The following is a 24,013-nucleotide window of genomic DNA, read 5'->3' on the forward strand; positions in this document are numbered from 1 at the left end:
CCGCGTGCTCCCCGCGCGTGCGGGGATGATCCGCTTTGGTGGATCACGCACACCTCTAGCCCGGTGTGCTCCCCGCGCGTGTGCGGGGATGATCCCTTGCCGTAGGCATCGGTGCCGGTTCATGCGGCGTGCTCCCCGCGCGTGCGGGGATGATCCCACCGCGACATTTCCTCTGATCGGGAACCGTGCCCTGTGCGGGCTGTCCTCGCTGGCCGGAACCCTGAATGGGTGCGCTATCCGGCACGCCACGGCCGCGAATTATCCAGATCCTGAAGCGAATTGCTCATCACGGACATAGGTGGCAAGGGCTGGTGTGGGGTGGGTGGCGGTCGTAGAATTCGTGGCATGAGTACGGGGGGAGTGCCAGGTGAGCGGCTTTCGGTGGTGCCCGAGCAGGTGCGGGACGTCGGGAAGTACGTCTACGATCTCGCCGAATCGTTGCGCTCGGCATTGGATTCGGCGGCCAAGGATGTGAACGCTGTCGCGGGTGGGAGCTGGACCGGTGATGCCGCAACGGAATTCAGCGACGGCTGGACCGAAGTTCACGACGGCGGGGTGCGGATCATGGCCGCGCTCACCGACATGGCCGAGAAACTCGGCGTCACCGCCGATACCTACCAGACCCAGGATCAGGGTTCCGCGGCCGCGATCACCACGTCGAGCCTGGACCTGCCGTGAGTTCTGAATTCACGGTCGACTTGGAACATCTCGAACAGATCGTGTCCCGATTGTCTGGTCTGGCGGGTTTCGTCGCCGATCACCTCGACGAGATCGACACCAAGGTCGCCGCCCTGCACGACACCGGCTGGGAAAGCCGCGCGGCCCAGGCATACGCCGACGCCCACCGCCAATGGGTCACCGGCGCCCGTGAATTCGCCGAAGGCATCCGCGATATGAGCGACGCGGCCAAAGCCAACCACGCCGCCTATACCCGTGCGCTGGAGACGAATCGCCGCATGCTCGAAAGCGGCAAATAGTGCGCGTCGACTGGAGGGTCTACTACGACGCTGCCCAGATGTGTCTTGACCTGGCTGATGACCTTCGCGCGGCGGACAAGCCAGTCCATGTCGCGGTCAAAGGCGAGTGTGCCGGCATGGCAGGTGACGCCCCCGGATGCAGACAGTGGGGTGAAGCCTACGACAAAGCTGCTCAACAAACTATGCAGGCCTGCAGCAGCCTGGCAAACGCGCTGACCAACTACGCCGCCGTTCTCTATGCGAACGGCTACCACTACGGCACCGCGAACAAAAGCAATCCGGACCCCGTACGAGCGCAGGTAGTCGACGAATACAAGGTCGTCATCCCCACCTCGGTGGCCGACAACGGTATCGGGTTCGCTGATCATGGGGGAGCCAAAGCCTTCATCGACGAGCTCGTCGCGAAAGTCCTCGCCGCGTTCGGCAAACTCCCCAACGGCGACCAAGGAAAACTCGACAAAGCACACAACACCTGGAACGCCTTCGCCAAGCACGAAACGATCACCGGTGCCGCAGCGCGAATCTCGGCGATCTCAGCCCTCTTCGACGGAATGGACGACCCCACCAACCGTCAGCTGTTACAAGACCACTTCACGACGCTGAAGTCCGGCGCCGACACCGTCAACAGCGCCGCCCAAGCGATGGCAACTCCCATCGGCGCCTACAAGGACGCGACGGTCGCCCTCGGTGACAGCAACACTCAGACGATCAACGCGCTGGAGCTCTCCATCAGCCTGATCGCTATCACCGCAGGCGCCACATTCCTGTTCAGCCTCGGCACCTCCGCCGTAGCCGCCGCCGCGGCCATCAACGCCGACGTACTCGTCACGATCAACGCGATCCAATCCTCCTACCGCATAAGCCAAATGGTACGAGTGATCGGCATCGCCGAACTCGCCGCAGGCGCAGTCGGCACCATCGACGCGTTCCACGGGCTGCCCTCGATCGACCTCGACAAAACCATCGCAGGACTCGCCGGGATCATCGGCATGAAGTCCTACATCGATGGTGATGATAAACCGAATGCATCCAGAAATACTTCCAATACTCCTGGCACTAGCGAGTACCAAAGGCGGGTCGAGGAACTGGCAAAAGATCCGGCGAAAAATGGAAAGACGACTCCTCAGTCCGCCCGAGAGGCATCTGTAGGGCTAGCAGCCGAGCATGATGGTGCAATACCTGGGCCGATCGCAAGGGCCGAACTGGGACCAAACGGCGAAGACCGAGGTGAATTCGTAGATTCGAACAATGAGCGGTGGGATGTCAAGAGTTCGCCAGATTCCCAGCCAGGGTATCGGCCTGATGCAGGGAAAGAAATCACCAATCCACAATCGGATGATAAGTTCGTCAAGATGATCAACAAGGATATTGCTACCGGGGAGAATGTGCTGATCGACCCGGACGGTATGTCCCCCGCTAGACGGGCACGTCTGGAGCAGATTGTTGCGAATAACCCAGAATGGCAAGGGAAGGTGATCTGGGGTCGATGACCAGAAAATACGGACGTTCGCGGGAAGATGTCGCTGGGTGGCCGTCCGATGCAATGGCGCGGAAATCTCTCGATGAGTATTTTGGAAAACTTGCTACTCTGCCTGATTCAGTCTCCACTACGGACTCCCTACTCTGTGCGGATGGTTTGAACTTCAGTGGTGCAGATCTGTCTGGGCTAGATCTCCAGGGCGCGGCGTTCAACGAATCGAACCTTGCAAACGTGCGTGCGGTAGAGGTTGATCTGTACCAAGCCTGGATGTTGGCGGCGATCGTCGAAAACGCCGATTTCAGCAGGTCGGATCTGCGAAAGATCGAAGGCCGAGGGTGTCGCGCAGATTACGTCAGCTTTCGTGAGGCAGTACTCCAAGGCTCTACATTCGAGAATTCTTCGTTATGCGGTGCAGATCTCTGTAAAGCAGACCTCCGTGATGTGGACTTCTCCGACTCGGATATGCGCAATGCCAACTTACGGGGGTGCGTGTTCAGCTGGACTGACTTGTCAGGTTGCAGACTCGACGGTTGTGTTGTTGACGGCGCGGCGGGGACGGTTCTAGGACCAATTAAAATGGAAGCGGGGGATGTAATCAGTGGGTACCAACTGCAAGAGTGGTTCTCTGCTAATGGTGCGCCGGCTGTCACAGTGCAGAATTAAACTGTGAACGGATTGCGAGAGGGTGTTAGCAGTCGGGCTGGTGTTGAAATGCTGTCGATCCATCCTGTCCGTGAATTCCGTTTCACCGCTGAACAGTTCAAAGTAGTCAGACAATTTACGTTCGAGATTGGTAATATTCCGGAGGAGTGCTTGGTTCCCGCAGGTTGGACATCGGCAATCGGGGAATTCCTGGATCAGCTCGCGCATTCCGCGCAGCTCGATATTGCGGCTGCAACGAGAATTAACTTTGTCGTCTCCGGTGATATGCCTGTGTCTTCTGATGTGCAAGTACCCCGACCGGAAGACGAGGTCGTCAGGCATTTACCCGCATCCGTTGCTGAAGTCTGGCCGCAACTTTTAACCACGGTCTATTCGTGGTTGGGGGATTTGGAGGCTCGCTACCGAACCGGATTCAATCCAGATGAGATTGCCGACGCTCTGGCCGCTTTCAAGTCGAAATGAAGAATCGGGTTGGCCGTGTTCGGCTCCGAGGGCTCCCGGTTGTGTTCGGGGCGAGCGAAATCACGGTCCGGTTGGTACGGAGAACGCAGAGCCTGAAGATGCAGGTCGCGTTCGCAAAAAAGTTGCGACCTGGTTCGCGAAAGACCAGCGGCAAAATTCGCTGCGATCTGGGACTGGGCGGAATCTGGGGAATTCGGTATCGAGTTCATGTGCCGGGAACTCGGTGTGTCGAGTTTGGGGTACAACATGGGATCCGGAAGCAAAGGGTGTTGTTATCGAGGATAATGGGCGTGGAACAGTGTTCACGCCCGAAGACGGCTACGAAGACTTCCAGGATCTCAAGTAACAATGCGTCAAGATTGGAGTAATGTCACCATGTCGGGGAACGCGCGGCATGAGATCGTAGTCTCGGGTGGACACTTCAAAGTAATCCGTCAATTGACCCTTCAGTTGGCAAATGTATCTCCAGAAATATTGGACCGATGGGGATGGAGTGTTGAAACCAAGAAGCTACTGAAGCAGCTCGTGCGTTCGGTGCCATTTGAAATAGAGGCCAGTTCTCGTATCAGAATTATTCTGACGGACCAAGATATTCATGAAGCACTGGCCTCAGAGCATCACTCGACCGCCCAAGGGGGTGATCGAGAACGGTCTGTGGTGACGCGGTACCTGCCGAAAAAAATTGGCACAGTGTGGCCGCCCCTGCTCGAGGATGCGTTCCGGTTCTTGGGTGGCGAAGAAGCTCGGTATCGAACCGGATTTTATCCCGATGAGATTGCAGACGCTCTGACCGCTTTCAGTGAGCCACGGACTTCACCCGGTACAGCGGACTGACCGGCTCCCTTCGACGTAGAAGTACGGTAGCCAAAGTGATTTGTAACTTGATTCTGGATCTGCAGAACCATGACACAGGCTGACAGCGGAGCGACCCTAGACTTTTCTGAAGACGAGATTTCGGAGTTCGAAGCTCGTTCGATCGCGCTGTCATCAGGTGACAGACGCAGCGCGCTTCAGCTGGCCGATTCATGGGCCGTACACGTCGATAAGATCGACAGGGATCGAGCGCTGTCCTGGACCGATCGCACGGTGTGGAATGAATATGATTTCAGTGCGGCGATCATTATTCGGGATTACCTGAGTGATGCGATGAGGAATTTGGTCTCGCCATTGTCAGGGAAGGTGTTGGAGTATGTCGCGAATCCTGATGAGAGATATCGTGCAATTACGGTAGGTGACTCCGGGATGCGTATGGCAGCTGTTTCTCGGGTCGAGGTAAGTGGGCGCGGATGGTGGTGGTATCGAGTGCCGGACTCGGGTCCGGTCCTTGAGGATCTTGCGCGCTGGGACCGTTTCGATCCGGCCTGAACGGCCTACGACACCGACCTGAAAACAGCTAACTCGGTCCCACCCAGGGTGTCCGGTTCGTCCTCCGAATGCGGCGTATGCCACGCGACAATCATGGGAGGGCATGACGGCGAGTAGGTTCTGCGTGTTCTATGACGGCCAATAGGTGTGGTCAGGGCTTTCCTGGATCGGCGGTTCGACGCGGTTGGCTGGATCAAGCGCCCCATGTCGGTGAGCGTGAGGGCTGGGCATTGTTCGATGAAGTGCATGCGGTGCGAGCCGCCGGCTCGCAGCGGCTCGGTTGACATTTGTGCTTCCCGCGCGTGCGGGGATGGGACGTGCAAGTACGTCTGAACCGCCAGATCATCGTCAAGCGCAAAGCCCGCCCGTTGGCTCTCGAAGTATTGCTGCACGAGTCGGCTCTGCGGCGAGTGATCGGCAACCGGCGGATCATGGCCGCACAGCTTCGTCAACTCGCGGAAGTCGGTAAGCTGCCCAACATTTCGCTTCGAGTGCACCTGTATTTCGCCGGTTCTGTTTGGGGTCTGCCGGCTACGCCTTTTGTCATCCTGGACTACGGCACAGATCAGCGTGGCAGGCCGATCGAGCCACCATCGTGTACCTGGATGGCTCGATGAGCAGCGACATGTACATCGAGAAGCCCGAACTTGTTCAGCGATACCATGAATACACCGATGCCCTCCGGCGGACGGCGCTGGATGAGACCAGCACGCGAGATCTGCTGCGGCAGGTAGCAAGGGAGCACGACCGTGATTGACCTGACCGGAGCCCGTTGGATCAAGAGCAGCTACAGCGAGACCGGCGGCCAGTGCGTCGAGGTCGCGTTCCTAGATGAAAGTGTGGTCGGGGTGCGTGACTCCAAGGATCCCGCTGGTCCGGCGCTGGTTGTCCCTTCCAGAGTGTGGGCTGCGTTCACCGCAGGCGTGGCGAGGGGTGCGTTCGGAAGCTGATATCGGTGGTGTAGCGGCGCCGAGCATCGAACCAAACCGAATGTAAAACGCTCTCTCGGTCTGTGAACGTGCAGGTTAGGAAGTGTGCTCCCCGCGCGTGCGGGGATGATCCGTCGAACCTGACCACCGTCCGGCCAACCTTGTAGTGCTCCCCGCGCGTGCGGGGATGATCCTGCGACTGCGCAGCGAGGGAACCTCGGTCTCCAGTGCTCCCCGCGCGTGCGGGGATGATCCGAAGACGAAGTTGCGGGTCCTCACCGAGGACGTGTGCTCCCCGCGCGTGCGGGGATGATCCGCCCTGCTGCTCCAGCAGTGGGATCGCGATGTTGTGTGCTCCCCGCGCATGCGGGGATGATCCACGCGGCAACACAACAGAACGCTTCCCGTCCTCGTGCTCCCCGTGCGTGCGGGGATGTTCCGATGGAACAGCAGTTCGCTATGGCCATGCCACGGTGCTCCCCGCGCGTGCGGGGATGATCCCTCGGTGGGGATCAGCGGTAGCAACGTCGGTAGGTGCTCCCCGCGCGTGCGGGGATGATCCGACCCACAGATGGTGTCCGACAGCGAAAATTGGGTGCTCCCCGCGCGTGCGGGGATGATGGCCTGCCGATAGGGGGACTCGGGTGGATCGCCCTGTCGGGCTCGTCTTACCGTGCCGCAGTGAGCGATTCGCCGATGTAGCGCATCTCGTCCGGAGTGGTGACCATATTGACGGTCGTGTGCACGGTGGAGGTGCGCACGGTGATGCGGTTGGGGGAGGTGGCGTCCTGGGTGAGGATCACGTCGGCGTCGAAACCGCTGGGCTGGCCGGGGGCGCGTACGTGGACGACGGTCGCGCCGCCGGTGAGGGCGGTGGGTGGGATGCCGTCGAAGACGACGACGGTGGCGGTTGGGAACGGCATACCCGAGTTGGGGACTACCGGCGGTGGGTGGTGGCTGGCGCCTGCCGAGCGGGGGGCCAGTGAAAGCAGGTGCGGCGCACCTACATTGGACACCATCGTGTGCCAGGCTTCGGGGCGGTCGGTGTGTACCACCGCGCGTGCGCCGAGGGCGATGGCCCGCAGCACCACCTGCTGGGCGAGGTCGAGCTTGCCGGAAACCTCCAGGTGCCTTGTGCCGTCACCGATCAGCGGTACCGCGATGCCCTGGCCGGTGTTGTCCGCGCCGATCAACTGCCCACAACCCGCGGTGGGCACCGCGAGGTCGCTGAGGGCTTCGAGTGGGCCACGGTAATCGGAGGTGCTCGGTCGGCCCGATCCGGTGGGCAGGCAGTCCACCAAGGCGCGGAACTGTCGGCCCGGCATCCGGCGCAGCCCGGCGATCGGCGGCTGCTCCGGCTCGAAGGCGGTGTCGAAACGCACCAGTGCGCCGAGGGTGATCGGGGTGGGTTCGTTGTCGCGCACCGTTGTGGGTCGGCGCGGCGCTTGGCGCACCCGCACCGTGACGGTGGTGGTGAGGCTGGGGGTGGCCCAGATGTCGGCGAAGCCGCGCTCGCCGATCAGGTCGGGGCCGATCTCGTAGCTGGTGAGGTGAATGCCGTGATATCCCAGCGAGTTCGGGGTCTCGGTGAACTCCTCGAGCGGGATGTTCCTGGTGAGTTGGCGGACCGCACTGTTCATCTCGCCCGCGGTCAGCACCGAGGTCGAGATGCCCTGTGCGGCGAGCTTGTTGGCGACTCGCCTGGTGGTGATGATGGAGGTGCGTAGCGCGCCGGTACTGCCCCCGCCTCGGCTTTCCACCGCGTCGGCGTTGGCCAGCGGCTCCAACCGCAGCACCAGCCACACGGTGCGGTGCGCGATCGCGGGCAGCGGGCCGACGATGCGGTCGTAGAGTTGCGCGACCGCGCCGACGCTCGCGGTGCGCGCGCCGGTGCTGATCACATCGATCGAAGCCAGGTTGATGTCGAATTGGCCGAGGCAGCGCGCGATTTCGTCGAGTGCGAGCACCTGGTCGGTGGCCAACGAGCCGGGTCGAAGCAACGTCAGCGCGTCCGGTGGCGGGTCGATGCGCAGCATGGTGATGAGCAGTCCACCGTCCCAGCGCATCCCGTAGCTGCCGCCTTCGGGCAACGGAACGTCGAACGCGGTGGCGTCGGTCTCCTCGGGCCCCGGCTTGCTGCGCCGCCAGCGGTACCCGATCGAGCGGGCGAACATGCCTGCGGGAGTGCGCGGTTCCCGCTTGCGCACCGGGGCGATTCCGATCAGCAGGACCACCGCGCCGATGGCCACCGCGACGAGCGTCGGCGCGTTCAGAGCGACGGCGACCCAACCCACCGCGGCGGCGATCAATGCGACGGGAACGAGAAGGCGCAATGGCATCTCGCGAAAGAGCCAGAATTCAGGGTCCTGCAATGTTGCGGTCGCCGGAATTTCCCGTTCGTTCACATTCTGGTTCACGATCATTCGCCCTGACTCGAATTCCGGTGACCGGGAGTTTGCTGACCCCGGCAAGTGTTCGAACAACAGTACCGCGACGCAATCGGGCGCGCGTGTGGTGTCGATGACCCGAATTTCGGTGGCAGCGCTACTCGATTGACACGACGGCAGCGGCCGATAATGTAATTCACACGGTCGGGCAATGGCGCCCGCCGTCCCGAAACCTCGGTCGCGCAGGGGCGGCGTTCGCGCCTGGATCCCACGCCGCCGAACGTCCGATGGAGACACCGCCCCGATGGAGACACAGTGCCGGCTCAGCTGACCACCAGGGCCCAGGTCAACGGATATCGCTTCTTGTTGCGACGGCTCGACCACGCGCTCGTGCGGCGCGACGTGCGGATGTTGCACGACCCCATGCGTTCTCAGACGCGGTCGTTGATCGTCGGCGCCATCCTCGGCATCCTGGTGATCGCGGGGGCGGTCATCCTGTCGTTCATTCGCCCGCAGGGTTCCATCGGCAACTCGCTGATCGTAATGGGCAAGGAGACCGGCGCGCTGTATGTGGTGGTCACCGACGAGCAGAAGAACCAGCAGCTGCACCCGGCCCTGAATCTGGCTTCGGCGCGGTTGATCACCGGCAGTAGCGAAGCGCCGAACTCGGTGAAGGACGACAAGCTCGGCTCGATGCCGCGCGGACCGCTGCTCGGTATCCCCGGCGCGCCCGCCGCGTTGCCGGGCTCCGGTCAGGGTGATCACTCGGAATGGGCGTTGTGCGAGGCGGTGCAGCTGTCGAGCACCGGGAGTGCGTCCGCTTCCGCCGGGGTGCTCACCACGGTGCTGGCGGGTCAACCAGAGCTCAATGAGCGGGTGCGCCGCACCGGTCAGGACGAGGCGCTGCTCGTGCGTCGCGACGGCAAGGTGTATTTGGTTTACGACGGCAAGCGCGCGGAGGTGGACACCGCCGACGCCGCGGTGTCGCGCTCGCTGGATCTCGGTGCGTACAAGGCGCGTCCGGTCGGCACCGGCCTATTGGACGCGGCGACCGCCGTACCGCCGTTGACGGTCCCGGATATCCCGCAGGCGGGTCAGCCGGGCCCCGGTGCGCTGTCGGAGGTGCCGGTGGGCGGTGTGATCTCGGTGGCGGGCGCGGGCAACGGCGCCCCGCAGGAGAACTATGTGGTGCTCGCCGACGGGGTGCAGCGGGTGACCGATTTCGCCGCGCAGGTGCTCAGGACCGCGGATTCGCAAGGGATGCGCGAGATCAAGTCGATGGCGCCCGACGTGCTGAGCAATATGCCGGTGCTGCACACGCTGCCGCTGGATCACTTCCCCGAGCGCGCCCCGAAGATCCTCGCCGCCGAAGACGCCCCCGTCGCCTGCATCGATTGGTCCAAGACCCACGGTGTCGGCGGCACCGAAGCGCCGAGCGACCGCGCGGTGGTGAGCCTGGTCGCGGGCACCGCACTGCCACTGTCGGATTCGGCCACCCCCGTCCCGCTGGCCACCCAAGACGGCACCGGTGACCGCGTGGACACCACCTACATTCCCCCGACGACAGGCGAGTTCGTCCAGGTCACCGGCATGGAACCAGGCAGTCCCCGTCGCGGCAGCCTGTTCTACGTGGCGGACAACGGAATTCGCTACGCGGTCCCCGACAAGGAAACCGCGACCGTCCTCGGCCTAGGCGACAAACCCCGCCTCGCCCCCTGGGCAGTAATCGGCCAACTGGTCCCCGGCCCCACCCTCTCCAAGCAAAACGCCCTGGTAAGCCACGACACCCTCCCCACAGGCAACTAAACCACCCACTCCCCAGACCTGGACCGCAGACCACCAGGACACCCACAGCCCGCACCCACCGCACCTATGCCCTGGTGATCTTGCACAAGCACGGGTCCCAGAGGAGCCGGTGAGCCGTGCTTCTCACCTCGCCCCAGGCACTCCCCAGCGCAAGACCAAGATCACCAGGACATCTCGCTGCTGCCTTCGGGCGACTACCGCACTCGTGTCCTGGTGATCTTGAAGCCAACTGGGTTTGGGGGGTTAGCCGGTGGATAGGGTGGCTAGGACGGCGCCTAGGGCGGCTCGCATGTCGGGTTCTTCTATGCGCATGAGGACGGATTCGTCGGCTGCGGCTAGGTCGAGGGTGTCGTCGTTGGCTAGGCGGAATTCGCGTTCTTCCTCGGCGGCTTCCACCACGTTGCGGATGAAGCGGCCGTTGCCCGCCAGGTCGATGCCTCGGCGCTGTTGGCCGCTCTGGTCGACGCGTTCGGAGTTGTAGAGCCCCTCACAGGCCTTCTCCAGCAGCGCTTTCGCGTCGTCAGCGAGCACGGAGTCGCGGGAGGTGGCGATCACCTCGCCGATCGCGCCTAGCTCGGCGGGGGTGTAGGACGGGAACTGCAAACGCTTGGCGAAACGGGAGGCGAGGCCGTCGTTGGCGGCGAGCAATCGCTCGATCTCTCCGTCGTACCCGGCGATGATCACCACCAGGCGGTCGCGGTCGTTTTCCATCCTGGCCAGGATGGTGTCGACCGCCTCGCGTCCGAACGCGTCACCGCCGATCAAACCGGTCTGGATCAGGGTGTATGCCTCGTCGATGAACAGCACGCCGTCCATCGCGGTGTCGATGAGCTTGTCGGTCTTGATCGCGGTGCTGCCGAGATGTTGGCCGACGAAGTCCATGCGCTTGGCCTCGACCACCTTGTCGGTCTTGAGTAGCCCTACGCCGCAATAGATCTTGGCGACCACCCTGGCGATGGTGGTCTTGCCGGTTCCCGGCGGGCCGGTGAAGGCGAGGTGGTTACCGCGCGGCACACTGGCCATGCCCTTCTCGGCCCTGATCTTGGCCAACTGCGCGGTCGCCTGCAACTTCGCGACCTGCGTCTTCACCGAAGCCAGGCCGATCTGCTTGTCCAGTTGGGCACGAGCCTCTGCCAGGATGCGCTTGGCGCGATCTTCCGCGTCGGCCTGCTGCATCTCGCCGACCGAGGGCGCCGAGGCCGGATCCCAGCGGTCGGTGCGCGCGTCGATGGATTCCTTGGAGGTGACCGTGATCCGATACGTCCGGTCGCGCATCGCGGAGGTGTTCGCCGCGAAATCCGGTGCCTGCGAATACACCTTCTCGAACAGCTGCTGCGCCTCGTCCTCGGCGCCGTTCTCGCGCAAGCACAGGCCACGGCAGAACATCGCGGTGGTGCGCGCAGCGGGGATCGGCCCCGACTCGGCCTGCTCCATCCGCCGTATGGCCTCACCGAACAGGCCCAGCTGCGCACAGGCCGAGCCGACCATCACGTGCGCGCCCGCGGCCAGGTAGGGGTCGTCCCACTCGGCCGAGCCGGTCAGTACCGCCATCACGTCGGGCCAGCGTTGGGTGTTGAAGTGCATGACACCGCGGATGTAGGCGCTGATCCTGTCGTCGGCCGCCTTGTCGGTCTCGGAGACGATCGAACGACGATGCGTAGCAAGGTCATCGAGCACCTTCTCGGCCTCGTCGTATTCCTTCTCGGCGATCAGCTGGGCGGCCTGCGACAAGCAGATCTCGGTGTAGCTCGAGAGCGGATAGTCGATGTAGAGCCCCGCGAGAAACCGCCCCGAGAGCGCGCGCGGGGCGAGCCCGAGCCTGCGTTGCTCGCGGAACAGCGTGGTGGCGCTGGTCTTGTAGAGGTTGCGGATTACCTCGGTGGTCACCTCGCCCGCCGCCGCGCGGCCGAGCCACGCGTCACACATGGTCGGATCCCACTCGGTGGCGCGTTGGAAAGCCAACTTGGCGTACTCGAGGTCGCGCACGGATTCCTGGCCGTCGATAGACAAGCCGAGAGACAGGATTCCGGCGTCGAAGGCGCGTTGTGCTTGGCGATTGCCGCTCATTGCTGTCGAACCCCGTCGTGTTTGCTGGTGCCTGCGTTCGTCTTCCAGCCAGCTTAGCGATCGCATGTGAACCGTCTGTCCGATACATTAGGTTTTGGCCGCCGTCGGACGCAACGTATGACATACGGGGTAGGTTGCCGAAGATCAGGTCTGGATCATGAAGGCGTAAAAGAGTTGGGGACGTTCAGCAATTGACCGAGTCGTTGAGTGGCGGCTCGCGGGCCGCCGAAGCCGAGTTGTGCCGAGTTTCCGTCATCGGGGGGAATACCCAGCTCGATGTGGGATTGCCCGCGACAGTGCCGATCGCATCGTTCATCGGAGAACTGGTCGGCCTCATCAAATCCAGAAATCCCGACATCGTGGAAACCGACGACGGTGCGGCGCCACTGGAGACCGAGCATTGGACGCTCGCCAGGCTCGGCCGCGACGCGATCGCGCCGAGTCGCACCCTCAGCGAGGCCGAGGTCTACGACGGTGAGCTGTTGGTGTTGCGTTCGGCGGGCGCCCAGGAAGCACCAGCGCTGTTCGATGACGTCATCGACGCCGTCTCGCGATTGACCGCCGACGACTTCCGTGGGTGGTCGCCCGGTGCCGCACGGTGGACGGGTCTGGTCGGCGCGGTGTTCGCGGTCGTGGCGGCGCTGGCGCTGTTGGCGGTCGGGCGCGCGCATTCCGGCGGCATCCTCTCGGCGTTCCTCGCCACCGGTTTCGGTCTCGGCGCTGCCGTCGCCGCGGCGATCGCGGCGCGCAAGTACGCCGACGAGTTGACGGCAGTGTGGTTGTCGTTGTGCGCGCTGCTGCTGTTGTTCGGCGGCGCAGCGCTTTTCGTGCCGGGACAGCTCGGCAGCCCGCACCTGCTGCTCGGCAGTTCGGTGACCATTCTCGCCGCCGTCGTCTGCTATCGCGTCACCACCGCGGGCGCTATCCTGAGCTCGGCCGTGGTGACGGTGGCGTTGTTCGGCGTGATCGGCGCCACGGTGTCGCTGATCGCCGATCCCGCGACCGCCAAGATCGCCGCGGGGCTGTTGGTCGGCGCGATCCTGTTGATTTCCATGGTCCCGAGGTTGGCGGCGGTGCTCGCGCGGCTGCCGATTCCGCCGGTGCCCACCGCGGGTGGCGCCATCGACCCGGCCGATCACGAGCCGCGTCCGACCATCGAGGGCATCGGTGCGATCGGCGCCACCGCGTTGCCCTCGGCGACGGGTCTGGGCCGAAGGGCGAAGGCGGCCAACCACTATCAGACCGGCATGATGGTCGGCTGTTCGATCGTCGCGGCCGTGGGTGCGCTCGGTGCCGCGGACATGTTCGGCAGCGCGCGGTGGCAGGGCACCACGCTCGCGGTGATCACCGCGGTCATTCTCGCGCTGCGCGGCCGCGCGTTCGCCGACCTGGCCCAGGCGTGCACGATGATCGCCGCCGGTGCCACGATCCTGATCGGACTGCTGCTCGGACTCGCGCTCGGCGAGCACGACCGCATCCTCGTAGCGGGACTGTTGTTGCTGATTCTCGCCGCCGCGATCGTGGCCTTCGGGGTGATCGGCCCGCACCTCGAGGTCACACCGGTGACGAGAAGAGCCGGAGAGGTTTTCGAGTATCTGCTGATCGTCGCGGTGATTCCGTTGGTGCTGTGGATCACCGGCGTGTATTCGATTGCCCGAAACCTGTGACTACGCGGTCGGTCAACTCGTGGCGGCGCGGTGCCGTGATCGCTTGCGCCGCGGGGGTTCTCGGCGCCGTGGTGTTCGGCTGGCCGGGGGCCGCCGCCGCGGTCGCGCCGCCGACGGTCGACCCGGGCGCGCTGGGCGCCGCGCTCGAGCTCAGCGGAAATCCGCGCCCGCTCGAGCCGACCGTGCCGGGGGCGGAGTGCGCCCAACCGCTACTCGCCGGTGCGCCGCCGGTCGATCCGCCCGCGTCGCAACGGGTACTCGATCTGCCGTCGGCCTGGCAGTTCAGTAGGGGAGCGGGGCAGAAGGTCGCGGTGATCGATACGGGAGTGAGTCGACATCCCCGGTTGCCCGCGCTGCAACCGGGCGGCGATTTCGTCTTCACCGGCGACGGCACCGACGACTGTGACGGTCACGGCACGCTGGTCGCCGGAATCATCGCGGCGCGGCCGAGTCCGGAGGACGGATTCGTCGGTGTCGCACCGGATGCCGAGATCCTCAGCATTCGACAACTCAGCCTGGCCTTCAAACCCGCGGCCAGCGAGAGCGGTTCGGCGCCTGGCGACATCGCCACCTCCGGGTACGGCAATGTGCTTACCCTCGCGGGCGCTGTCGTGCGCGCCGTCGACATGGGCGCCACGGTGATCAATATCTCCGAAGTCGCCTGTTCCGCGGCGGGAACCGACACCGCCGACGCCGCGCTCGGTGCCGCGGTGAAATACGCCTACGACCACAACGTCGTGGTGGTCGCCGCCGCGGGAAACCTGCAATCCGACGGAGCGTGTAAGGACCAGAACTCCGGGACCGGATGGAACGCGGTGCAGACCGTCGCCAGTCCGGCCTGGTTCGATCCCTACGTGCTTTCGGTCGGCTCGGTCGACGCCGACGGATCGGCCTCGGAACTGTCGCTCAACGGCCCGTGGATCGACGTGGCCGCGATCGGTCGCAATATCGTCTCGCTCGACAGCAAACCGAACGCCACCGGCCTGGTCGACGGCGTGCAGAGCCCCGAGGGCATTCGACCGATCGAGGGCACCAGCTTCGCCGCCCCCTACGTGTCGGGCCTTGCCGCCCTGCTGCGTTCGCGGTTCCCGGACCTGACCGCCGCACAGGTGATCGACCGCATCGAACGCACCGCGCACGGGCCGGGCACCGACCACGACAATCGCATCGGGTACGGCATGATCGACCCGCTCGCCGCACTCACCGCCGAACTGCCCGACCAGCCGGTGAGCGCGGGTGCCGAAGTGCCGAGGGCGATCCCGACTCCGCTGCGGCCGCCCGGCCCGGATCCGCTGCCGCGCAAGGTGGCGATCATCGGCTCGATCACCTGCCTTGTCGTGTTGGGAATCAGTGCCGCCGTTTCGATTCCGTTCCGTCGCAAGCGCGAGGACGAGAACTTCGATCCAGACCAGATCGATCTGTAGGGGAACTGACCCATGGTTACCGAAGGCTTCGTGCGCCGACCTCGCATCGCCCCGCCGCGCGCGCCGGGTGGCGAGGTCGCACTGACCACGCCACCGGAGATCGCGCGGGCGCTGCCCGCGCCGCTGATCACCAAGCTGATGCCCGTGGTGATGGTGATCGCGGTCGTCGGCATGATCGCCATGATGGCGATGATGGGGCGCAATCTGCTCCAGAACCCGATGATGCTGATGTTCCCCATGATGATGCTGATGTCGATGGTCGGCATGATGATGGGCATGCGGGGCAACGGCCCCAAGAGCGCGGCCGAACTCAACGAGGAGCGCAAGGACTACTTCCGCTACCTCGATCAGATGCGAAAAGAGGTGCGCCGCACCGGAGGTCGTCAGCTGGAGGCTCTGGTCTGGAGCCATCCCGTGCCGATGGACCTGCCCTCGGTGATCGGCACCCGCAGGATGTGGGAACGGCGTCCCGCCGACCCGGATTTCGGGCATGTGCGCGTCGGCGTGGGTAGTCATCGCCTCGCCACCAAACTGGCGCGGCCGGAGACCGGCCCGCTCGAAGACCTCGAACCGGTCTCCACCGTCGCGCTGCGCCGATTCGTCCGCACCCACTCGGTGGTGCACCAGCTGCCGACAGCCGTGTCGTTGCGTGCCTTCCCCGCGATCAATATCGGCGGTGACGCCGAGGGCGGGCGCGAACTCGCGCGCGGAATGCTGATGGAACTCACCGTGTTCCACGGCCCCGATCACGTCGCGGTCGCGATCGTCTGCGCCGACCCCGACGGCCCGGCGTGGGCGTGGGCGAAATGGCTGCCGCACCTGCAACATCCTTCGGTGCGCGACGGAATGGGTTCGGCCAGAATGATGTACGGCTCGCTGGCCGAGCTGGAAACCGCGTTGTCGTCGGAGCTGATGGAGCGCGGCCGCTTCATGCGCAATCCGCAGCCGACCCAGGGCAGGCTGCACCTGGTGGTGGTGATCGACGACGGTTACGTCAACGGCACCGAACGGTTGATCAGCGAATCCGGCCTCGACTCGGTGACGGTGCTCGACCTCACCGCGCCGGAGAACGGTCTGGCCGCCCGCCGTGGTCTGCAACTGGTGGTCGAGGGCGGTGAGGTGAGCGCGCGCAGCGCCGCGGGTGTCGAACGTTTCGCGACCGCGGACCAGATCAGCGCGGCGGAGGCCGAGGCGTTCGGTCGTGGTCTGGCTCGGTATCGGATCGCGACCGCGGCGCAGATCGTCAGCCTCGGTGACGACACCCGCAGCGATCCCGGCCTGATGGCGTTGCTGAAGATTCCCGATGCGGCGCAGATCGAGCCGAGTCGGGTGTGGCGGCCGCGTACCGCGCGGGAGCGGCTGCGCGTGGCGATCGGTGTCACCCCGGACGGCACCCCGGTGGAGCTGGACATCAAGGAGTCGGCCGAGAACGGCATGGGTCCGCACGGTCTGTGTATCGGCGCCACAGGTTCGGGTAAGTCGGAATTCCTGCGCACACTGGTGCTTTCGATGGTCACCACGCATTCGCCGGACGCGCTCAACCTGGTTCTCGTCGACTTCAAGGGTGGCGCGACCTTCCTCGGTCTCGACCCGTTGCCGCATGTGGCCGCGGTCATCACGAACCTCGAGGAAGAACTCTCGATGGTCGACCGTATGCGTGATGCGCTGGCCGGTGAGATGAACCGCCGCCAGGAACTGCTGCGTTCCGCGGGCAACTACGCCAATGTCACCGATTACGAGAAGGCGCGTGCCGCGGGTGTCGCGCTCGATCCGCTGCCCGCGTTGTTCGTGGTGGTCGACGAGTTCTCCGAGTTGTTGTCGCAGAAACCGGATTTCGCGGAACTGTTCGTGATGATCGGCCGCCTCGGCCGTTCGCTGCACGTGCATCTGCTGCTCGCCTCGCAGCGGCTGGAGGAGAACAAGCTGCGTGGCCTGGATTCGCACCTGTCCTACCGGATCGGCCTGCGTACCTTCTCCGCCAACGAGTCTCGCGCGGTGCTCGGCATCACCGACGCATACCACCTGCCCGGCGTCCCCGGCGCCGGTTACCTGAAGAGCGACGCCGACGACCCGCTGCGCTTCAATGCCACCTACGTTTCCGGTCCCTACGTGTCACCGTCCGGCGGCAGGAATGTGGACGGTCGGGTGGTGCGTGGGCAATCGCCGACGGTGTTCACCGCCGCGCAGGTGGAAATCGTGGAAACCGATGAGCCGGAGTTGGTCCTGCCCGAGCGCCCCGAACTGCCTCCGCCGCCCGGTCAGCAGAGTCAGGGACAGGACGAAGGGCTGCCGGACACGCTGCTCGAGGTTGTGGTGCGCAGGCTGACCGGTCACGGCCGCCCCGCGCACGAGGTGTGGTTGCCGCCGTTGGAGGAGTCCCCGACGGTGGACATGCTGCTGCCCGACCCGGATTGGCGTTCGCCGATCAACCGGCACGGCCAGCTGTGGATGCCGATCGGCGTGATCGACAAACCCTACGAGCAGCGCCGCGACGTGCTCACCATCAATCTGGCCGGTGCCCTCGGCAATGTGGCGGTGGTCGGTGGCCCGCAGTCGGGCAAGTCGACGACGCTGCGTTCGATCATCATGGCCGCCGCGGCGACGCACACCCCGGAACAGGTGCAGTTCTACTGCATCGACCTCGGCGGTGGCAGCATGGCGGGTTTGTCGGGATTGCCGCATGTCGGTTCGGTCGCTGGCCGACTCGACAGCGACCGGGTGCGTCGCACCATCGCCGAGTTGACCACCCTGATGCGGCAGCGCGAGGAGCGCTTCTCCGAACTCGGCATCGAATCCATGGTCGACTACCGGCGCCGCAAGTACGCCAGGCAGGAAGCCAGGATGATCAACGGCACCCAGGCGACCGACGATCCGTTGGCCGACGACAAGTTCGGTGACGTGTTCCTGGTGATCGACGGTTGGGCGGCGATGCGCGAGGAGTTCGACACCCTCGAGCCGCTGGTGATCGCGATGGCGGCGCAGGGCTTGTCCTACGGCATCCACCTGGTGTTGGCCGCGGCGCGCTGGGCGGAGATCCGCCCCAACGTCAAGGATCAGATCGGTACCAGGCTGGAACTGCGGCTCGGTGACCCTTCGGACTCCGAGATGGGTCGGCGTACCGCCGCTTTGGTTCCGGTCGGTCGACCTGGTCGCGGTCTGACTCCCGAACAGTTGCACATGCTCGTGGCTTTGCCGCGCCTGGACTCCGACTCCGAGGTATCCACCATCGCCGATGGTGTCGCCGAGGCCAAGGAACAATTGGTGCAGATGTACGGGGGCAGGCGGGCGCCGGAGGTGCGCATGCTGCCGATGCATATCGAGCGTGAAGAGATGCTCTCGATCACCAGGGACCGCGGCGTCGAACTCGGACCCACCCGTGTCGTGGTGGGTCTCGGCGAGAACGAATTGGAGCCGTTCGTTCTCGATTTCGGCAACGAGCCGCACTTCATGGCGTTCGCCGATGTCGAGTGCGGCAAGACGACGCTGTTGCGCAATATCGCGATGGGCATTCTCGAGAATTCCACCGCGGAGCAGGCGCGCATCGTGCTGATCGACTATCGCCGCAGCATGCTCGGGGTGGTGCCGGAGGACCGGCTCGCCGGATACTCGACGTCGTCGCAGACCAGCGGCCCGATGATCTCCGAGCTCGCGCGCTATCTTTCGCGCCGCATCCCCGGCTCCGACATCACCCCGCAGCAGTTACGTGACCGTAGCTGGTGGAGCGGACCGGAGATCTACATCATGGTCGATGATTACGACATGATCACCGCGGGTGGCAGCAACCCGTTGTTGCCGTTGCTGGAGTACCTGCCGCAGGCCCGCGACATCGGGTTGCACCTGGTGACGACCCGCCGCACCGGCGGCATGGCGCGGGCGCTGTATGACCACGTGCTCGGTGGGATGAAGAACCTCTCGGTGGAGACATTGGTGATGAGCGGTCCGCGCGATGAGGGCAAGGTGATCGGCGATGTGCGGCCGATGAAGCTGCCACCGGGGCGCGGCATTCTGGTGTCGCGCTCGCGCGGCCAGGAGATGGTGCACATCGCCTATCTCCCCGAGACGATGTAGACGCCGGGCAAGCCGGAATTCATTTTTTCGAACGGGAGTGTCTCGCGAAATTGCTGTGCGAACCGGGTTTTCGGCAACAGATAACCGAATAATGTTGCAATCGACGGTAATCGGATCTCGCAGCTGGGTCGGCGGGTCCGCGACGAGTGGCGGTCGTGCCGGATTTCCCTTGGCCCGTATAGATCTACGCGCGGATCGGGTCGGCGAACCGGTGCTGGGCCGGGCCGTTCGTGATCTTGCCGCGCGATAACTCGCGGGAGATAACGAATTGTACTCTGTCCGACCGTCAGCGCCCTGTTAACGCTTGACAGTCCTTCGCTGGGGTTTATTGTAAACAGCGTCCTGATCCGGGGTGTTGTGCGGCGATGACGGCGAGGCAACGTGGCAGGTTCGGATACAACAGTCGTAATGACTCTTCCCAACACACAGCGGTGTGCTGAGACAGCGGTGCAGCCCATTCCCTCCGGGCTGTTGCCTTCCTCGGACCTACTGGTCCGAGCATGTCGTGGGCACCGTGTGGTCGGCAGTCAGCTGCTCTGGTTCGCTCGCGATATCGCGGTGCTGCACGAGCGGCGGCTGATCGGTCACGGCGGTTCGGTGGATACCGGCCGCGCGGCGCTACAGGAAAACGAGCGTCGCAGAAGCGAATTGGTGATGGCGATCGATGATTGGATCGCACGCGGCGTGCCGCAGCATCGGTTCGGCGCGACATTGCACACCGAGACCATCGGTGCGGTGATCGACCGGCTCGCCGAGGCGTCGGTGCGCGCGCACCATGCGCTGATGACGCTCGATGCGAACGACGAGGTTCTGCACGGCGCGTGGCATCATTTGGCCGAACTCGCCGATGCCTACGACGATTTGGTGCGCGATGTACTGGCGGGTAGACGGCGCTTGCCGGAGTGGTGACGGCGCGTCACGCTAGGCCGCCGGTGCCGTATACCTCTTCTGTCGAACCCGACACCCGTGTGATCATGTCCGACTGCTGACCGGCGTTCCGTCGCTGAGCAGGGTTGGGTGTGGTCGCACGGGTGTACTGGGATTCGGCGGGGATCTATTCGCCGCGCGAGCCGCGATATCGTTGCGGCACAGGGATTCTGCTCGAGATACCGATTGTTTTGTGGTCCTGACGAATTGTCGGCGTGGACGCTGGCTTCGTAGTCGCCGACCCGCGACGAGAACATGTCCCGTGGCATCGGATGACGCCGTCGCCATCAATCAGCGGCGCGATCACACCATGGAGCTCCACGAAAGTTTCTTCGCGTCTTACTCCGCCCGTTGGCTCGTGCCGCCGTCGGTCTCTTCGGTTCAGCGGAGGTGTCCGAGTCCGAGTATCAATCACCGATCCGGACTATCCGGGTAAGGCCGACAGGTCCCAGCGCCGATGCGCCTTCGGCGTCCGGGCTTTTGGGTATGCACTACCCCGTTACGCACGGTCCGCGACGGAACGCCCCGGTGGGTGAGCTGGCAACTTGGGCCGAGAACACCGAGCACCCGTGCACGTTCGGGGTCCGCGACGGGACGCCCCGGTGGGTGAGCTGGCAACCCCGCGGTCACTTGGTCGGGACGGGCAGTGGCCGCCCAGACCTGCGCCGAACGTCGTCACTGTGACGTTCCATCGTGGAAGTCTTTTCCCCGCCATACGCTTTCTCGGTACGCACCTACCGGGAGTTCTGGGTGTGCCGACCGGGCACGACCGGCCGCACCGAGCTGGACCACTTCGGTCCGATCGGCGGCAGATCAAGCGCCGCGCACAGAGCTGTTGGCCGAGCATGCGTCGTCGCCAATCCGTGCTGACGGAAAGTGCTACCCGCGGGACATGTCGCGCTGGCAGGCGTAGGGGTGCTGATCGGGGACGATGAGCCGATCGCTGATGTGGTTGTCGCCATCGGGGCTATCGGGTGGGACGACCGGGGTATCCCGGCGGATCAGGTGCGTCTGGTGGTCGAGGTGGTCTCGAAGTCCACGACATTGCAGGACGGATGGTCGAGCTGGTCGTCTACGCCGAGGCGGGGATACCGAACTACTGGCGCCCGGAACCCAATTCCTTTGCGATGTCACGATCAGGGCTGGTAACGCCGGTGGTCGGTAGCGAAATCGTCCGCGACCGTCGCCGCGAGCTCCACGTAGGCGCGTTTGGTCTGCTTGTGCAGGCGGTGCAGGTCGATCTCCGCGCCCTCGGACATGTGGGTGTCGAACGGAATGATGTGCACCGCGCGGCATCGCGACAAGAAGTACTCGCGCAACTCCTGGATACCGACATTCGGGCTACCCGCACGCGGAGAGTTGATCACCACCACGGCATTGCGGACCAGGTGGTCGTGGCCGTGCAACGACAACCAGTCCAGCGTCGCCGCCGCACTGCGCGCACCGTCGATCGCGGGTGAGGAGATCAACACCAGCGAATGCGCCAGGTCGAGCACACCCGACATCGCCGAGTGCATCAGGCCGGTGCCACAGTCGGTGAGGATGATGTTGTAGAAGCGCTGCAATACTCGCGCTACCGCCCGGTACTCCTCTTCGCTGAACGCCTCCGATGCGGCCGGATCGCGCTCGCTGGCCAGTACTTCCAGCCTGCTGGTGGCCTGCGAGGTGTGCCTGCGCACATCCGAATAGCGCTGGATCGCCGGATCGAGCAGCAGATCGCGCACCGTCGACCTGGTCTGCAACGGCACCCGCTGCGACAGCGTGCCGAAGTCGGGGTTGGCGTCCACCGCGATCACTCGATCGCCGCGAATCGAGGCGAACGTGGAGCCGATCCCCATGGTTGTCGTGGTCTTGCCGACGCCACCCTTGAGCGAGAGCACCGCGATCCGATAGTCACCGCGCACCGGCTGTCTGATCCGTGCGACCAGTTCCTGCAACCGACGTTCCTCGGCCGACATGCCCGGGTTGACCGCGCCGCCGGAGACGTGGTGGACGGCCTTGCGCCACCCGCTGCCAGGGGTTTTCTTGGCCCTGCGCATCGGGACATCGTCGAGCGAAGGCGAGATGCCCTGGTAGGGCACGCCACCCGGCGGCGGCTGTTGCTGCGGGTGATTCGGCGAACCCCACTGCTGAGGTTGCTGGTACGGCGGCTGGCCCTGCGGCTGCTGCCACTGTTGTTCGGCGGGCGCGGGGGCGCCGGACATCGGCTGACCGCCGTACTGCCTGGGATCAACGGGTGCGGCACCGGGTGGTGGCTGGTCTGCCGGAGCGCGCCACGGATCGGCCTGTGGCTGGTCGCCGCCGGGTGCCCGCGTGCCGTAAGGCGGTGTGGGGCCGGGGGATTCCGGTGCTCGACTCGGTGCCTGGCCCTGCGTCGACCCGACGACCGTCTGATCGGTGGGACTGTGCCTCGGCCCCTCGCCGACCGGCGCTTGTCCCGGCTCACTGAGGGGGCCTGGTGACCGATGTTCGCCTGAGGCGGGGCCTCGGTCGGTCGGTTGCGGCGCGTTGTCACGCGCGTCGCGATCGGCGGTGGGTGCTTGGCTCGGCGGTCCGGCGGGAGTGTTCGAGGCACCGTGCTCCGGCCGGGGCGACGGCGGTTCGGGAGAAACCGGGTGCGGGACCCTGGTCGTGGACTCGGTGCTCGGATCGCGCGGCGGGGTCGCCGTGTGGTCGATCGGTGCGCGACCGTGTTCCTGCGGCGCGGAAATGCCAGGACTCGGGACAGGTCCGCGCTGCGGGGTCGGCGGCAGCGCCAGGTCTTCCGGTCGAACCTGCGGTTCCCGCGGGGGGCGCTGGCCGTCCGCACCTGGCCCCGCCAACCACTGCGGCGCCGCGGTTTCGGTGTTCGCCGCGGTGTCGGTCGGTTCGGCGTCGGGGGTTACGCCCGACGTGGGCGACCCCGTCGTGGCTCGGCTTTCGGGAGCACCGTTGGTGCTGCGCTGTCCCGGAACGTCCGTACCGTGCCCGGTCTCGATTGTCGGTGTCGAACTGCCCTGTGGCACAGGGGATTCCGGCAGTGGTGGCCGACGGTTCGGGTCGACGGTGCGGTCCTGCGTGGGCGCACGACCTGTCTGCCAGGGCGGGGTGGTACCCGCTCCAGGATTCGACGGCGCGGCCGCCGTCGCACCGGGGGGCGCCACCGCGGGCTGTTCGCCGGACGGAAGTGGCGGTTGCTGAGCATGCGATTGCGGTGACGGCTGGACGTCCGAGCGTGTGGGCGGCTGTTCACCGGGTCGGGATGGTGGTTGCCGCGGGCCCGGTGGCGGCTGGATACCCGAATGCACGGCGGGCTGCTCGCCCGAGGAGGGTGGCGCGGCGTCGGGGCGCTGCGCCGACTGCGGAGGTGGTGGCGGCAGGTCGGGCAACGGCGGCCGCGTAGGTGCTGGTGCCGGTGCCTCGTTGGTTCGTGCGCCGAGCGGCTGGAACCCCGACGAAGGCTGGTCAGGGCTCCTGGTCGGCAGGTTGCCCGGCGCGCTGTCGCCTTGCTGCTGGGTGGGTGCGACCTGCTCGGTGGGTGCGAACTGTTGCGCGGGTGCCGCATGGTGTTGCGGCGGCGCTGGCTGCTGGGGTGGCGCGGGCGGCCGTTGCTGCTGCGGAGGAACCTGCTGCTGGGGGGCGCTGTAGCGCTGGTCGCCGCCCGGTTGCGGTGGCGGCGTCGGTTGTGTCGGCGCGGGGTTGTTCCACCCGTCCTGGCGTGGCGGAACCTGCGGCTCGGGTTGATTCCACGAGTCGCCTTGCCGGTAGTTCGGTTGTGGTGGTTGCGGTCTCGCCGGTTGCGGGTCGCGGGT

At 65.1% G+C, this 24,013-nt stretch carries 18 protein-coding genes and 2 CRISPR repeat arrays (1 of these 20 only partly in view); of the genes, 15 read left to right on the top strand and 3 right to left on the bottom strand.

Features of this window, described 5'->3' with window-relative positions; genetic code table 11:
* A CRISPR array of direct repeats spans nucleotides 1-156; the repeat unit is 28 nt; unit sequence GTGCTCCCCGCGCGTGCGGGGATGATCC; it begins 179 nt to the left of the window's first position.
* Nucleotides 157-345: 189 nt separating this feature from the next.
* From ABEA50_RS27875 to ABEA50_RS27915, 10 genes are all read left to right on the top strand, one after another.
* Entirely contained in the window at nucleotides 346-678 is a 333-nt protein-coding gene (locus ABEA50_RS27875) for a WXG100 family type VII secretion target (protein ID WP_345499241.1), read from the top strand.
* On the top strand, nucleotides 675-977 hold the full coding sequence (locus tag ABEA50_RS27880) for a WXG100 family type VII secretion target (protein ID WP_345499242.1): 303 nt from the start codon (nucleotides 675-677) through the stop codon (nucleotides 975-977). The genes ABEA50_RS27875 and ABEA50_RS27880 overlap by 4 nt, the downstream gene beginning before the upstream one ends.
* A 38-nt stretch (nucleotides 978-1,015) precedes the next feature.
* Nucleotides 1,016-2,467, top strand: coding sequence for a hypothetical protein (locus tag ABEA50_RS27885; protein ID WP_345499243.1), 1,452 nt, complete (start codon nucleotides 1,016-1,018; stop codon nucleotides 2,465-2,467).
* Nucleotides 2,464-3,120, top strand: coding sequence for a pentapeptide repeat-containing protein (locus ABEA50_RS27890; protein WP_345499245.1), 657 nt, complete (start codon nucleotides 2,464-2,466; stop codon nucleotides 3,118-3,120). Before ABEA50_RS27885 ends, ABEA50_RS27890 begins: the two co-directional genes overlap by 4 nt.
* 3 nt (nucleotides 3,121-3,123) lie before the next feature.
* Nucleotides 3,124-3,582, top strand: a complete 459-nt coding sequence (locus tag ABEA50_RS27895; protein WP_345499246.1) for a hypothetical protein — start codon at nucleotides 3,124-3,126, stop codon at nucleotides 3,580-3,582.
* Between the two features lie 348 nt (nucleotides 3,583-3,930).
* Nucleotides 3,931-4,416 carry a hypothetical protein gene (locus tag ABEA50_RS27900; RefSeq protein ID WP_345499247.1) on the top strand — a complete coding sequence of 162 codons (486 nt, stop codon included), beginning with the start codon at nucleotides 3,931-3,933 and terminating at the stop codon, nucleotides 4,414-4,416.
* 69 nt (nucleotides 4,417-4,485) lie between these two features.
* Nucleotides 4,486-4,947, top strand: coding sequence for a hypothetical protein (locus tag ABEA50_RS27905; protein WP_345499248.1), 462 nt, complete (start codon nucleotides 4,486-4,488; stop codon nucleotides 4,945-4,947).
* Nucleotides 4,948-5,264: 317 nt separating this feature from the next.
* Complete coding sequence (locus ABEA50_RS27910; protein ID WP_345499249.1) at nucleotides 5,265-5,564, top strand: Scr1 family TA system antitoxin-like transcriptional regulator; 300 nt, start codon at nucleotides 5,265-5,267, stop codon at nucleotides 5,562-5,564.
* Nucleotides 5,565-5,572: 8 nt separating this feature from the next.
* Nucleotides 5,573-5,704, top strand: a complete 132-nt coding sequence (locus ABEA50_RS31070; RefSeq protein WP_425577738.1) for a Scr1 family TA system antitoxin-like transcriptional regulator — start codon at nucleotides 5,573-5,575, stop codon at nucleotides 5,702-5,704.
* A complete protein-coding gene (locus ABEA50_RS27915) occupies nucleotides 5,697-5,897 on the top strand; it encodes a DUF397 domain-containing protein (protein WP_345499250.1) in 201 nt (66 codons plus the stop codon). The genes ABEA50_RS31070 and ABEA50_RS27915 overlap by 8 nt, the downstream gene beginning before the upstream one ends.
* 84 nt (nucleotides 5,898-5,981) lie before the next feature.
* A CRISPR array of direct repeats spans nucleotides 5,982-6,499; the repeat unit is 28 nt; unit sequence GTGCTCCCCGCGCGTGCGGGGATGATCC.
* A gap of 45 nt (nucleotides 6,500-6,544) precedes the next feature.
* Here ABEA50_RS27915 and eccE read toward each other — a convergent pair.
* Nucleotides 6,545-8,299, bottom strand: coding sequence for a type VII secretion protein EccE (gene eccE / locus ABEA50_RS27920; protein WP_345499251.1), 1,755 nt, complete (start codon nucleotides 8,297-8,299; stop codon nucleotides 6,545-6,547).
* A 279-nt stretch (nucleotides 8,300-8,578) separates the two neighbouring features.
* Here eccE and eccB point away from each other — a divergent pair, with 279 nt between their 5' ends.
* On the top strand, nucleotides 8,579-10,069 hold the full coding sequence (gene eccB, locus ABEA50_RS27925) for a type VII secretion protein EccB (protein ID WP_345499253.1): 1,491 nt from the start codon (nucleotides 8,579-8,581) through the stop codon (nucleotides 10,067-10,069).
* A 243-nt stretch (nucleotides 10,070-10,312) separates the two neighbouring features.
* Here the strand turns inward: eccB and eccA are convergent, their stop codons facing one another.
* Entirely contained in the window at nucleotides 10,313-12,136 is a 1,824-nt protein-coding gene (gene eccA, locus ABEA50_RS27930; RefSeq protein ID WP_345499255.1) for a type VII secretion AAA-ATPase EccA, read from the bottom strand.
* A 191-nt stretch (nucleotides 12,137-12,327) separates the two neighbouring features.
* On the opposite strand from eccA, the gene eccD reads away from it, so the two are divergent.
* The 4 genes from eccD to ABEA50_RS27950 all read left to right on the top strand — a co-directional run bounded on the left by eccD (nucleotide 12,328) and on the right by ABEA50_RS27950 (nucleotide 20,204).
* Complete coding sequence (gene eccD, locus ABEA50_RS27935; protein ID WP_345499256.1) at nucleotides 12,328-13,803, top strand: type VII secretion integral membrane protein EccD; 1,476 nt, start codon at nucleotides 12,328-12,330, stop codon at nucleotides 13,801-13,803.
* 38 nt (nucleotides 13,804-13,841) lie between these two features.
* Entirely contained in the window at nucleotides 13,842-15,227 is a 1,386-nt protein-coding gene (mycP, locus tag ABEA50_RS27940) for a type VII secretion-associated serine protease mycosin (RefSeq protein ID WP_425577739.1), read from the top strand.
* 12 nt (nucleotides 15,228-15,239) lie between these two features.
* Nucleotides 15,240-19,295 carry a type VII secretion protein EccCa gene (gene eccCa, locus ABEA50_RS27945; protein ID WP_345499260.1) on the top strand — a complete coding sequence of 1,352 codons (4,056 nt, stop codon included), beginning with the start codon at nucleotides 15,240-15,242 and terminating at the stop codon, nucleotides 19,293-19,295.
* Between the two features lie 408 nt (nucleotides 19,296-19,703).
* Nucleotides 19,704-20,204: a DUF4254 domain-containing protein gene (locus ABEA50_RS27950; protein WP_345499261.1), complete on the top strand. Its 501-nt coding sequence runs from the start codon at nucleotides 19,704-19,706 to the stop codon at nucleotides 20,202-20,204.
* Between the two features lie 1,154 nt (nucleotides 20,205-21,358).
* Here ABEA50_RS27950 and ABEA50_RS31075 read toward each other — a convergent pair.
* Entirely contained in the window at nucleotides 21,359-22,933 is a 1,575-nt protein-coding gene (locus ABEA50_RS31075; protein WP_425577740.1) for a MinD/ParA family ATP-binding protein, read from the bottom strand.
* Nucleotides 22,934-24,013: the final 1,080 nt, after the last annotated feature.

It is taken from the genome of Nocardia callitridis (genome assembly GCF_039543305.1).
Classification (GTDB): Bacteria; Actinomycetota; Actinomycetes; order Mycobacteriales; family Mycobacteriaceae; genus Nocardia; species Nocardia callitridis.